Genomic DNA, 11,470 nt, shown 5'->3' with positions numbered 1-11,470 from the left:
ACTTTTTGGGGTCAGATCACACTTTTAACTCAAGTGCAGTGCTTTTTTATAAAAATTTAACTAAAAATTAAAGTAGGATATTGGCAAATAATAAGCCGAAACCTAAGCAGAATACCATACTTAATAAGCCTGGAATCATAAAGCTGTGGTTAAAGATGTATTTACCAATTCTGGTTGTTCCAGTGGTATCAAAGTCAATTGATGCAATAATTGGACCGTAGTTTGGAATAAAGAAGTAACCATTTACTGCTACGAATACCCCGATTAAGATTGCCGGCTCAATACCTAATGCGATACCTAGAGGGAATAAAGTTGCCACTGTTGCACCTTGGCTGTTTACTAAAACAGAAAGTAAGAATAGTGCAAATGCGAATGCCCATGGCGCAGTTTCAACTAATAATTTCACGCTTTCTTTAATGCCTGCAATATGACCTTGCATTAAAGTATCCCCTAACCAAGCAATACCGAAAATAGCAATTACAGCACGCATACCTGCATGGAATACAGAACCTTGTGTAATAACATTGCCGTTTGGTTTACAGGTTAAGATAATTAATGCACCAACAGTTAACATTACAATTTCAATAGTATGCGCCATACCCATAGCTTTACCATTGAATGATGGACGTAGTTCTGGCAATGCACCCATGATAACAACAAGTAATACACCGAATAAGAATAAGCCAACAGATAGTTTTGCAGTTGGTTTAATTTCAATTTCAGCAATATTACTTACGCTGTTGTCTCTCACATATTCAGGGTCTTTTAGTAAACGTTGATAATTTGGATCATCTTTTAATTCTTTACCCATTTTATTAACAAATACACAAGCAAGCGCTAAACCTAAGATAGTTGATGGAATAGTTACCATTAGAACACTACCTAGGTTGATGCCTTGTGGCTCTAAATAGTTAACAACAGCAACAACCGCTGCAGCGATAGGGCTTGCAACGATAGCAAATTGTGATGCAATTACCGCCATTGAAAGTGGGCGTTCAGGACGAATACCACTATGACGACTTACTTCTGCGATAACAGGTAAGACGGAATAAGCTACGTGACCTGTACCCGCTAAGAAAGTAAATAACCAGGTTACAGCAGGCGCCATAAAGGTAATATATTTTGGATTTTTGCGTAAAATATTGGTTGCGATTTTGATCATATAATCCAAACCACCAGCGGCTTGCATTGCTGCTGCAGCGGAAACCACAGCCATGACCATAAACATAACATCAATTGGTAAGCCAGCTGGTTGTAAACCAAAGCCGAAAGCTAGAATAGCAAGCCCTAAACCGCCCATAACTCCCAAACCGATACCACCAATGCGTGCACCAATAAGAATACACACTAAAACGATAGTGAATTGAACATAAAACATTGTATTTTCCTATTTTTTTCTATTTGAAAATTGTTTCTAATAAAATTAGAAACCCTATTTCAATGGAGCTCCAGAACCCCCTTGAAAATCAAGGCTAATATACCAATAAATAGGGAGGCTATCTATAATATAGATCAATTTATTTGCAATACTTTCTTTGAAAGATGAAGAAAGTGCGGTTATACTTAGACCCTTATTTTTCACCTTAAATTTAACCCCAAAATAGAGAAAAAAATGCAAGAATATCTTCCTTTAGCAACAGAGTTTGCAAAAAATCACAGCTTAATGGTTATGGCGTGGGTTGGTGTATTTGCGATGTTAATTTATACATCGGTAAAATCATTTACCAGCAAAGTTACTATTGTAGAAAATGCAGAAGCCACTCGTTTAATCAACAATGAAGACGCTATTATTGTTGATTTACGTACGATAGATGAATTTCAACGTGGACATATTATCAATAGTATCAATATCTTACCGACAGATATTAAAAATCAAAAATTAGGAAAAATTGAACAACATAAAGATACTCCTGTGATTTTAGTATGCGCAACAGGAGTAACCTCTAGCTCATCAGCAGAGTTATTAGTTAAACAAGGGTTTAGCCGAGTTTATTCACTCAAAGAAGGTATCAGCGGTTGGATGACTGCAAATTTACCTTTAGTTAAAAAACATAAATAAGGATCGAAAAATGACAGAACAAAATCAAGCTGTAGCAACAGAAGAACAAGGTACGGAAGCTGTTTTACAGATTCAACGTATTTACGTTAAAGATGTATCTTTTGAAGCACCTAATCTGCCACATATTTTCCAACAAGAATGGAAACCAAAACTAGGTTTTGACCTAAGCACAGAAACCACTCAATTAGCTGAAGATCTTTATGAAGTATGTTTGAATATCTCTGTTGAAACAACAATGGAAGATAGCGAAGATGTTGCTTTTATCTGTGAAATAAAACAAGCTGGAGTATTTACTATTAGTGGTTTGGAAGATGTTCAATTAGCACATTGCTTAACATCCCAATGCCCAAATATGCTATTCCCTTATGCTCGCGAATTAATTTCTAGCTTAGTTAATCGCGGTACATTCCCTGCATTAAATCTTTCTCCAGTTAACTTCGATGCATTATTTGTTGAATATATGCAACGTCAACAAGCACAAGCTGAAGAAACTGAAAATAAAGAAGTTCATTAATCTTTCTAGGGTGTTGTCATAACACCCTAGTTTTTCTATTAACTCCACACATTCTAGGAGAAAATATGAGTGCAAATAATCTTTCTCCAACTCCAATTACAGTTCTCGGTGCTGGTTCTTATGGAACGGCTTTAGCAATTGCATTTTCGCGCAATGGATATCCCACTTATTTATGGGGGCATAGCCCTGAACATTGCCAAAACTTACGCAATGAACGAAAAAACCAAGCTTTTTTACCAAATATTGATTTTCCTGATGCTTTACAAATAGAAGATGATTTGGCTCAAGCAATACAAAAATCCCGAGATTTATTAATTGTTGTGCCAAGCCACGTGTTCGGGGAAGTAATTGCTCAAATTAAACCGCACTTACGACCAGATCATCGTATCGCTTGGGCAACCAAAGGATTAGAGCGAGATACAGGGCGACTATTACAAGAAGTTGTTGAAGATCATTTAGGGAATGACTATCCATTGGCTGTCCTATCTGGTCCTACTTTTGCCAAAGAACTTGCAGCAGGCATGCCAACTGCCATTGCTTTAGCCTCGAATGACCAGCAATTTGCTCTAGAATTTCAAGCAAGAATTCACTGCAGCAAGCATTTTCGTGTTTACCTCAATCCAGACATGATTGGCGTACAACTAGGTGGCGCAATTAAAAATGTGATCGCCATTAGTGCTGGTATTTCCGACGGTATGGGATTTGGCGCTAATGCTCGTACTGCATTAATTACCCGTGGAATTGCAGAAATAAGCCGCTTAGGTGCCTCTTTGGGCGCAAATCCAAATACTTTTATGGGGATGTCTTGCTTAGGCGATTTAGTGCTAACTTGTACAGATAACCAATCTCGCAATCGCCGTTTTGGTTTAATGTTAGGACAAGGTGTTGATAGTACCGCAGCAATGAATGAAATTGGTCAAGTGGTGGAGGGTTTTTACAATACGAGAGAAGCCTATTTATTAGCACAACGACAAGGCGTGGAAATGCCGATTACTGAACAGGTATATCAAATGTTATTCTGTGGCAAAAAACCTGAAGATGTGGCTATTACGTTGTTAGGACGTGAACGCAAAGGCGAATAGAAAGGAGAACAATATGTCAGTAGAAGTCTGGAATCTTATTCGTGATGAAGCAACAAAACTTGCTGAGAGTGAGCCAATGCTCGCCAGTTTCTTTCATGCCACTATTTTAAAACATAATAATCTCGGTAGTGCTTTGAGTTATATTCTTGCCAATAAACTGGCTAATCCAATTATGCCAGCCATTGCTCTGCGAGAAATTATTGAAGAAGCTCACCAAAATCAGCCACAAATTATCGAAAGTGCGGCTTGTGATATTCGAGCGGTGCGCCATCGAGATCCAGCGGTCGAACAATATTCCACACCTTTACTCTATTTAAAAGGCTTTCACGCCTTACAAAGCTACCGAATTACGCATTATTTATGGCAGCAAGGGCGCAAAGCATTAGCCCTTTATTTACAAAACCAGATCTCTGTTGCCTTTGATGTGGATATTCACCCAGCAGCAAAAATCGGTTGTGGCATTATGTTCGATCATGCAACAGGCATTGTTGTGGGTGAAACATCGGTTATTGAAAATGATGTTTCTATTTTACAAGGTGTCACTTTAGGTGGTACAGGAAAAGAAAGTGGCGATCGTCATCCTAAAGTTCGTGAGGGCGTGATGATAGGTGCTGGCGCTAAAATATTAGGCAATATAGAAATTGGGCGTTACGCTAAAATTGGCGCAAATTCCGTTGTGCTACAACCTGTTCCAGAATATACCACAGTGGCTGGTGTGCCTTCTAAAACGGTTGGTAAAGATAAAGCGGCAAAACCTGCATTTGAGATGAATCAATACTTTATTGATGATGCAATTAACTTAAATATCTAACTTCTTGAGCAACACAATGATAAATAAAGATACCCAACTTTGCATGTCGTTATCTGGCAGACCGGGGAATTTCGGCACAAAATTCCATAATTATTTATACCAACAACTGAATTTAAATTTCATTTATAAAGCATTTACTACTACAGATATTGAACACGCTGTGAAAGGTGTTCGTGCTTTGGGTATCCGAGGTTGTGCAGTATCAATGCCGTTTAAAGAAAGTTGCATGGAATTTATTGATGAAATTACTGATTCAGCACAAGCTATTCAATCGGTAAATACTATCGTCAATAACAATGGTTATTTAACGGCTTATAACACGGACTATATTGCGATTGTAAAATTAATCGAAAAATATCAATTAAACCCTCAAGATAAGGTTATTTTGCAAGGCAGTGGTGGCATGGCAAAAGCGGTAGTTGCAGCCTTGAAAAAGAGCGGTTTTACTTATGTCAAAATTTATGCTCGTAATGCTGTGACAGGTAAATCTTTAGCGCAGCAATATGGTTATCAATATATTGATACATTGCAAGGGCAGCAGGCAGAGATTTTAATTAATGTTACACCAATCGGTATGGCTGGAGGAAAGGAGGAATTTGATTTAGCCTTCCCTGAAAGCATGATCCAACAAAGCCATGTTGCATTTGATGTTGTTGCTATGCCAGCGGAAACACCTTTTATTCAATCTGCTCAAGCGCAAGGCAAGCAAGTAATTTCAGGTGCAGAAGTCATAGTTTTACAAGCGGTAGAGCAATTTGAACTTTATACACAACAACGCCCATCTGATACGTTAATTCAGGCAGCCGCAGCTTATGCTCGATCGAATAGCTAGCCATTCGCATAAAAAAATCATATAAAATAACCGCACTTTCGGCATATAAGGCGTTGAAAGTGCGGTTAATTTTTACTTACTTTTTGAAGCCATTCTCATATAAAAAAACCTCTAGTTTTCAGACTAGAGGTTTGCATAAATATCTATCGAATTAAGATTATTGTTTTGCTTTAAGTACACGCAATGCAAAGATTGTTGTACCCGCGGCGAATACCATTAAACCTAATACTTCAGCGATACCGCCCCAGTTTTCTAAGTGTAATGCTAATGGTGCATCAGAGCCGCCAGAAGTCACAGATCCCGCAATGATAAAGGCTAACAACACGCAGATTAAGCTTTCACCGACAATTAAACCTGCTGCAAATAATGTACCGAAACGTTCTGCTTTTTTCTTCACTTCTGCAACATCTTTACCTGTGCGTTTAGCAAAACTTTCTAAATGACGGTTGATTAACCAAGCAAGGAAAGCACCAACAACGATAGGTGCATTGATTGAAGGTGGTAAGTAAATACCCATACCCACAGCTAATGCTGGCAATGCAAAACGGTTGTTAGAGGCTTTTTTCAAGATGCTATCAATTACGATTAATACCGCACCAAAACCGATACCCAAGAAAATATAGCTCCACTCAAGATTATGCGAGAAGATACCATTTGCAATTGTCATCATTAAGGTTGCTTGTGGTGCTGAAAGAGCTTGGCTTGGATCCATTGTTTCACGTGGCATTGCACCAGCAAAACCATAAGCGTGATAAAGGATTTCTAACACAGGCGCAATCACTAACGCACCTACGATAACACCGATAATCAAAGCAAATTGTTGACGCCAAGGGGTTGCTTCAACTAATTGACCGGTTTTTAAATCTTGTAAGTTATCGTTAGAAATAGCTGCGATACAAACTACGATTGAACCAGTAAATAAGGTAAGTGCGGTTAAGAATTTTTGACCTTCAGCGGTATCTAATAAACCTGTCGCAGAACCCACAAGCATTAATACTAATGAAGTAGTTACCACAGAAATGATACCGATCCCAGAAATTGGGCTTGAAGATGAACCTACAAGACCTGCCATATATCCACAAGCTGCCGCCACCAAGAAACCAATAACGAAAGCAAGTAAAGTACAAACAAAGATTAAAATAATGGCTGTACTTGGTTCAATACCCACAGGTTGTAAGAAACTATATAAAGCCAATACGATTAATACGATGCTCACTAAAGTGGTGAAAATCATGGTTTTTGGTGATAAATCTTGTGAAGTGCGGTCAGTATTTTTCGCATTTGGATCTTTTAAAGCTCTGAATGATTCCACCATACCTTGAATCATTGGTTTCATTAATACTAATAAAGTCCAAATTGCCGCAATACCGATAGTACCTACACCAATAAAGCGAACTTTACTTTTCCAAATACCAAAAGCATAGCCAATCATATCTGCGTCAACTGGCATTGGTGCCGCAGAAGTAAAGTAAGGAACTGCTACACCCCAAGCGGCAAAAATACCTAATAAAATAGCGACACCGCCAACCATGCCGACTAAATAACCAGCACCTAAAAGTGCAAGTGAGAAACCCATTGGTACTTGGAAAATGGCATTGCCACCTTTAAACCAAAGGCTTGCACCATCTGCAATTACACGCAAGCCGTTAGTTAAAAAGCCAGCGATTGCCGCAATTACACCACCAGTGGCGATTTCTTTGATACCACTACCACCAGTTTCATCATTACCTGCTTTCAGAATTTCTGCCGCAGCAACACCTTCAGGATAAGGCAAATCACTTTTTACCACCATTGCATTACGTAATGGCACAGTGAAAATTACCCCTAAAATACCACCAGAGATACAGATTAATAATGTTTGCCAGAATGGGAAACCTTGCCAATATCCCATCATTAACATCGCTGGGATAACGAAAATAACGGAAGATAATGTCCCAGCGGAAGATGCTTGTGTTTGCACCATATTATTTTCAAGAATATTATGCCCCTTGAAAAATTTTAACACTGCCATTGAAATAACAGCGGCTGGAATTGATGAGGCAAAAGTCAAACCGACTTTTAAACCCAAATACACATTAGAAGCTGTGAACACCACAGTGATCAACGCACCTAACAACATTCCTCGGAATGTGAGTTCTTTTAATGATTGTTGGTTGCTTACCATGTTTTATTCCTATTTATGTAATGTATAAAAACTTAAGAAGTTTACCTCTAATTACGTAGTAAAAAAATGATTTTTCGTATATTTATACAAAAACTAGGGTTATTAATGGTAAAAATTAAAATTTAAGCATCAATATTTTGAGATTTTGCAATATCTTGCAATGTATTCATATTAATAAAGGCTTGTTTTTGTGTACTAAAGTCCACAGAAATGCCATTATGCTGACGAAAAAACTGCAACATTCGGCGCTCGCCAGATTGTAAATAATCCCTTAGGGAAAATTTAAGTTTAGTGGAAAGTAAACAAAAAGTGGGGTGTTCACGTTCTCCGTCATTGGCATAGGCCAATAAACTTGCTGAATTTTCTACCGCACTTTGCAACTTCGCACACAAATCCAAAGGCAAAAAAGGACTGTCACAAGGCACAAACAGCACAAAATCCGTCTTGGCTCGTTCAAGTGCGGTCAATATGCCACTTAAAGGCCCTTGAAATCCTTCTAATTCATCGGAAAAAACTGTTAGTCCACTTTGTTGATAAATCCCTTGATGACGATTGGCGTTAATTGAAATGTCAGCAACTTGCCGATGAAGTCTTTGTAAACAATGTTGATAAAGTGGTTTACCTTGCAATAACTGTAAACCTTTATCTAGCCCACCCATTCGTTTAGCTTGTCCGCCAGCTAAAATTACCGCACTAATTGTTATTGTCATATTTTCTTCTTTATATATTTCAAGTATGATAGCTCACTTCTTGACTGAGATAATAAGGAAAACTTTATGAAATGTCATCGTTTAAACGAAGTGTTGGAACTTTTACAACCTTATTGGTCCAACAACCCCGATTTGCATTTAACTCAAATTTTGCAAAAAATTGCCGAGGAAACAGGCTTTGATAAACCTGTTGCAGAATTAACTGATGAAGTCATTATTTATCATCTAAAAATGTATGGCACAGATAAAAATGAGCCTATTCTGGGTATTAAAAAAGACTACGAAGATGATTTTAAAACCGCACTATTAAAAGCGCGTGGCATTATTGAATAATTGAACAGGAGCATTTTATGAAAAAAATTCTTTTAGCATTCGCCTCTTTTTTCTTTTTAAGTTCAGCACAAGCTTTAGAACTACAAGAAGGCAAACAATACATTGAACTTAATCAACCTCACTCAGTGCAAACTGAGATCATTGAGTTTTTCTCTTTTAGTTGCCCTCATTGTTTTAATTTTGAAACTAAGTATCAAATTCCACAGAAAATTAAAGCTGATTTACCTAAAGATGCTACATTTAAACAATATCATGTGGATTGGTTAGGCGAAGAGATGGTTCGTGCTTGGTCGCTTGCTATGATTTTAGGCATAGAGGAAAAAGTTAAAATGCCTTTATTTGAGATGATTATTGAGAAAAGAAAAGCGCCAACTTTAGATAATATTCGTGATGTATTTTTAGCGAACGGCGTTACAGCTGAACAATTTGATGGTGGCATTAATAGTTTTGCAGTCACGGCTCTTACCAACAAACAAATTACATTAGCAAAAAAACTAGGCGTGCGAGCAACACCTGAATTTTATGTGAATGGTAAATATAAAGTAAATGGCGAAGGTTTATCGCGCTCAATGGACGGTTTTATCAAGGATTATGTAGAAACTGTCAAAGGTTTATTGCAAAAATAACAAAAAATTGATTTAATGCGAGCCGATTTTTACAGAAGAATATATAGAGGATATTATGGCAGAAAGTTTTAGCGTTACACGTCGTTTTTTTGACGATAAAAATTATCCACGAGGTTTTTCTCGTCATGGCGATTACACCATTCGTGAATCACAAACTTTAGAGCAATATGGTCAAGCATTTAAAGCCTTAGATTTAGGCGAGCGTGAGCCAGTGACAGAAGAAGAAAAAGCCTTCGTTGCGTTCTGCCGTGGAGAGCATCCTGCAGAAACTTATTTTGAAAAAACTTGGCATAAATATCGTTCTCGTATCTCCACCAACAAACGTGTTTACACATTATCAGGCGTTGTTGGTGCTGATAATTTAGATGACTTCTCCGCAGAATAACTTCAAATAAGAAAAAGAGGTGCGAAATTCGCACCTTTTCATTTTTACTCAATAGCAAAAGATCATGCAAAATTTACCTATCGAACAATATTCCACGTTGTTAGCAGAAAAACAGCAAAAACTGACCGCACTTTTAGCACCTTTTGATGCCCCAACACTTGAGGTATTTGCCTCTGAAACAAGCCATTTCCGTATGCGCGCGGAATTTCGTATTTGGCATGAGCAAGGTGATTTCTATCATATTATGTTCGATCAAGAAAGCAAACAACGTTACCGTATTGATCAATTTCCTATTGCGAGCAAGCTCATTAATCAAATGATGCAAGCGTTGTTACCTTTACTCAAACAGCACAATGTTTTAACTCGCCGTTTATTTCAAATTGACTATCTCAGTACCTTAAGTAATAAAATTATTGTGAGTTTGTTATACCACAAAGCCCTTGATGAAAAATGGCAGCAAGCAGCAATTTGGCTGAAAAAGCAACTTATGGCGCAAGGATTTGATGTACAGATTATCGGTCGAGCTAGCAAGCAAAAAATTTGCCTTGAGCAAGATTTCGTTGATGAAGTTCTCCCTGTAAAAAATCGCCATTATATTTATCGCCAAGTAGAAAATAGCTTTACCCAACCGAATGCAAAAGTGAATTGTAAAATGTTGGAGTGGGCGATTGATTGTACTAAAAACAGCCAAGGCGACTTACTTGAGCTTTATTGTGGTAATGGTAATTTTTCTATTGCACTGGCGCAAAACTTCCGCAAAGTCTTAGCTACCGAAATTGCCAAACCTTCTGTCAATGCAGCGCAATTCAACATTGCTGCTAATCAAATTGATAATCTGCAAATTATTCGTATGTCCGCAGAAGACTTTACCCAAGCAATGAATGGCGTCCGCGCATTTAATCGCTTAAAAGGCATTGATTTAAAAGATTACCAATGCAATACGATTTTTGTTGATCCACCAAGGGCTGGGCTTGATGCGGCAACGGTGAAATTAGTACAAAATTATGAACGGATTTTATATATATCCTGTAATCCGCATACGCTGTGCGAGAATTTACAAGAATTGACCAAAACACATCGCATTGAAAAAGCTGCCTTATTTGATCAATTCCCTTATACCGAACATATGGAAGCGGGTGTATGGTTAATCAGAAAATCCAATTAATTTGTGAAACTGAAAGTGCGGTGGAATTTACCGCACTTTGCCAACAAAAAGGCTTAATCCATGATCCGTCGAGTTATTTAGCCCTTGTGCAAACGGAAGTTAATGGACAAATTCGCTTGGAGTTACGCAAATTAGATGAGCCAAAGCTAGGAGCGGTTTATGTGGATTTTGTTGAGGGCACAATGGCTCATCGCCGTAAATTTGGTGGTGGACGTGGTGAGGCTGTGGCAAAGGCAGTGGGCATCAAAGGGGATTATTTACCAACTGTTATAGATGCAACTGCTGGACTAGGTCGTGATGCCTTTGTACTTGCCGCTTTAGGTTGTAAAGTGCGTTTGGTGGAGCGTCATCCAGTCGTCTATTTGTTATTACAAGATGGCTTAAGACGCGCTTATGCGGACGCTGAAATTGGCTCGATGATGCAAGCCAATATGCAATTATTGGATGTAACTCACATTGAACAATTAAATTCTAGTGAAGATGTTGCTGATGTGGTTTATTTGGATCCGATGTATCCTCATAAACAAAAAAGTGCGCTAGTGAAAAAAGAGATGCGAATTTTTCAGCATTTAGTTGGCGCAGATTTAGATGCGGATACTTTGTTAGCGCTTGCTTTATTGTTGGCACAAAAAAGAGTGGTAGTGAAACGCCCCGATTATGCAGAGTTTCTCGCACAAAAAGCACCGCACTTTAGCCGAGAAACAAAAAATCATCGTTTTGATATTTATCTGAAAACCTAACTTTCGTAATCGTAAAAAAGCCTTAGTGAATTGATCTGCACCCCAAAAG

The 11,470-nt window shown here is 38.1% G+C and carries 13 protein-coding genes; 10 read left to right on the top strand and 3 right to left on the bottom strand.

The window, feature by feature from the left end; translation table 11 throughout:
• Positions 1-67: 67 nt before the first annotated feature.
• Entirely contained in the window at positions 68-1,378 is a 1,311-nt protein-coding gene (locus B0186_RS05425) for an anaerobic C4-dicarboxylate transporter (protein ID WP_078218365.1), read from the bottom strand.
• Between the two features lie 234 nt (positions 1,379-1,612).
• On the opposite strand from B0186_RS05425, the gene B0186_RS05415 reads away from it, so the two are divergent.
• The 5 genes from B0186_RS05415 (at position 1,613) to B0186_RS05395 (ending at position 5,298) form a co-directional block, all read left to right on the top strand.
• Positions 1,613-2,059, top strand: coding sequence for a rhodanese-like domain-containing protein (locus B0186_RS05415; protein WP_078218363.1), 447 nt, complete (start codon positions 1,613-1,615; stop codon positions 2,057-2,059).
• Between the two features lie 10 nt (positions 2,060-2,069).
• The gene (secB, locus tag B0186_RS05410) at positions 2,070-2,573 is read left to right on the top strand and encodes a protein-export chaperone SecB (RefSeq protein ID WP_078218362.1); all 504 of its coding nucleotides are present in this window, start codon (positions 2,070-2,072) and stop codon (positions 2,571-2,573) included.
• A gap of 65 nt (positions 2,574-2,638) precedes the next feature.
• A complete protein-coding gene (gpsA, locus tag B0186_RS05405; protein WP_078218361.1) occupies positions 2,639-3,655 on the top strand; it encodes an NAD(P)H-dependent glycerol-3-phosphate dehydrogenase in 1,017 nt (338 codons plus the stop codon).
• A 13-nt stretch (positions 3,656-3,668) separates the two neighbouring features.
• A complete protein-coding gene (gene cysE, locus B0186_RS05400; protein ID WP_078218360.1) occupies positions 3,669-4,466 on the top strand; it encodes a serine O-acetyltransferase in 798 nt (265 codons plus the stop codon).
• Positions 4,467-4,482: 16 nt separating this feature from the next.
• Positions 4,483-5,298, top strand: a complete 816-nt coding sequence (locus B0186_RS05395) for a shikimate 5-dehydrogenase (protein WP_078218359.1) — start codon at positions 4,483-4,485, stop codon at positions 5,296-5,298.
• A 157-nt stretch (positions 5,299-5,455) separates the two neighbouring features.
• Here B0186_RS05395 and B0186_RS05390 read toward each other — a convergent pair whose 3' ends face one another.
• Together B0186_RS05390 and mobA are read right to left on the bottom strand one after the other, a co-directional pair.
• Complete coding sequence (locus B0186_RS05390) at positions 5,456-7,462, bottom strand: OPT family oligopeptide transporter (RefSeq protein ID WP_078218358.1); 2,007 nt, start codon at positions 7,460-7,462, stop codon at positions 5,456-5,458.
• Positions 7,463-7,584: 122 nt separating this feature from the next.
• Positions 7,585-8,172 carry a molybdenum cofactor guanylyltransferase MobA gene (gene mobA, locus B0186_RS05385; RefSeq protein ID WP_078218357.1) on the bottom strand — a complete coding sequence of 196 codons (588 nt, stop codon included), beginning with the start codon at positions 8,170-8,172 and terminating at the stop codon, positions 7,585-7,587.
• A gap of 66 nt (positions 8,173-8,238) precedes the next feature.
• Here mobA and B0186_RS05380 point away from each other — a divergent pair, with 66 nt between their 5' ends.
• The 5 genes from B0186_RS05380 to B0186_RS05360 all read left to right on the top strand — a co-directional run bounded on the left by B0186_RS05380 (position 8,239) and on the right by B0186_RS05360 (position 11,421).
• Positions 8,239-8,505, top strand: coding sequence for a YihD family protein (locus B0186_RS05380; RefSeq protein ID WP_078218356.1), 267 nt, complete (start codon positions 8,239-8,241; stop codon positions 8,503-8,505).
• A 17-nt stretch (positions 8,506-8,522) separates the two neighbouring features.
• Positions 8,523-9,131 carry a thiol:disulfide interchange protein DsbA gene (gene dsbA / locus B0186_RS05375; RefSeq protein ID WP_078218355.1) on the top strand — a complete coding sequence of 203 codons (609 nt, stop codon included), beginning with the start codon at positions 8,523-8,525 and terminating at the stop codon, positions 9,129-9,131.
• 55 nt (positions 9,132-9,186) lie between these two features.
• Positions 9,187-9,516 carry a MaoP family protein gene (locus tag B0186_RS05370; protein ID WP_078218354.1) on the top strand — a complete coding sequence of 110 codons (330 nt, stop codon included), beginning with the start codon at positions 9,187-9,189 and terminating at the stop codon, positions 9,514-9,516.
• Positions 9,517-9,580: 64 nt separating this feature from the next.
• Positions 9,581-10,681 carry a tRNA (uridine(54)-C5)-methyltransferase TrmA gene (gene trmA / locus B0186_RS05365; protein WP_078218353.1) on the top strand — a complete coding sequence of 367 codons (1,101 nt, stop codon included), beginning with the start codon at positions 9,581-9,583 and terminating at the stop codon, positions 10,679-10,681.
• Positions 10,657-11,421: a class I SAM-dependent methyltransferase gene (locus B0186_RS05360; RefSeq protein ID WP_078218352.1), complete on the top strand. Its 765-nt coding sequence runs from the start codon at positions 10,657-10,659 to the stop codon at positions 11,419-11,421. The genes trmA and B0186_RS05360 overlap by 25 nt, the downstream gene beginning before the upstream one ends.
• The last annotated feature ends 49 nt before the right edge of the window (positions 11,422-11,470 follow it).

This window comes from Canicola haemoglobinophilus (assembly GCF_002015075.1).
Lineage (GTDB): Bacteria > Pseudomonadota > Gammaproteobacteria > Enterobacterales > Pasteurellaceae > Canicola > Canicola haemoglobinophilus.
This window is presented reverse-complemented; position numbering and strand designations above follow the sequence as displayed.

What these genes read in the sequence shown, in the direction of transcription:
- mobA (WP_078218357.1), bottom strand. Translation starts at nt 8,172, where the DNA reads ATGACAATAACAATTAGTGCGGTAATTTTAGCTGGCGGACAAGCTAAA.
- B0186_RS05380 (WP_078218356.1), top strand. Translation starts at nt 8,239, where the DNA reads ATGAAATGTCATCGTTTAAACGAAGTGTTGGAACTTTTACAACCTTAT.
- B0186_RS05370 (WP_078218354.1), top strand. Translation starts at nt 9,187, where the DNA reads ATGGCAGAAAGTTTTAGCGTTACACGTCGTTTTTTTGACGATAAAAAT.
- B0186_RS05415 (WP_078218363.1), top strand. Translation starts at nt 1,613, where the DNA reads ATGCAAGAATATCTTCCTTTAGCAACAGAGTTTGCAAAAAATCACAGC.
- gpsA (WP_078218361.1), top strand. Translation starts at nt 2,639, where the DNA reads ATGAGTGCAAATAATCTTTCTCCAACTCCAATTACAGTTCTCGGTGCT.
- B0186_RS05395 (WP_078218359.1), top strand. Translation starts at nt 4,483, where the DNA reads ATGATAAATAAAGATACCCAACTTTGCATGTCGTTATCTGGCAGACCG.
- cysE (WP_078218360.1), top strand. Translation starts at nt 3,669, where the DNA reads ATGTCAGTAGAAGTCTGGAATCTTATTCGTGATGAAGCAACAAAACTT.
- secB (WP_078218362.1), top strand. Translation starts at nt 2,070, where the DNA reads ATGACAGAACAAAATCAAGCTGTAGCAACAGAAGAACAAGGTACGGAA.
- B0186_RS05390 (WP_078218358.1), bottom strand. Translation starts at nt 7,462, where the DNA reads ATGGTAAGCAACCAACAATCATTAAAAGAACTCACATTCCGAGGAATG.
- B0186_RS05425 (WP_078218365.1), bottom strand. Translation starts at nt 1,378, where the DNA reads ATGTTTTATGTTCAATTCACTATCGTTTTAGTGTGTATTCTTATTGGT.
- trmA (WP_078218353.1), top strand. Translation starts at nt 9,581, where the DNA reads ATGCAAAATTTACCTATCGAACAATATTCCACGTTGTTAGCAGAAAAA.
- dsbA (WP_078218355.1), top strand. Translation starts at nt 8,523, where the DNA reads ATGAAAAAAATTCTTTTAGCATTCGCCTCTTTTTTCTTTTTAAGTTCA.
- B0186_RS05360 (WP_078218352.1), top strand. Translation starts at nt 10,657, where the DNA reads ATGGTTAATCAGAAAATCCAATTAATTTGTGAAACTGAAAGTGCGGTG.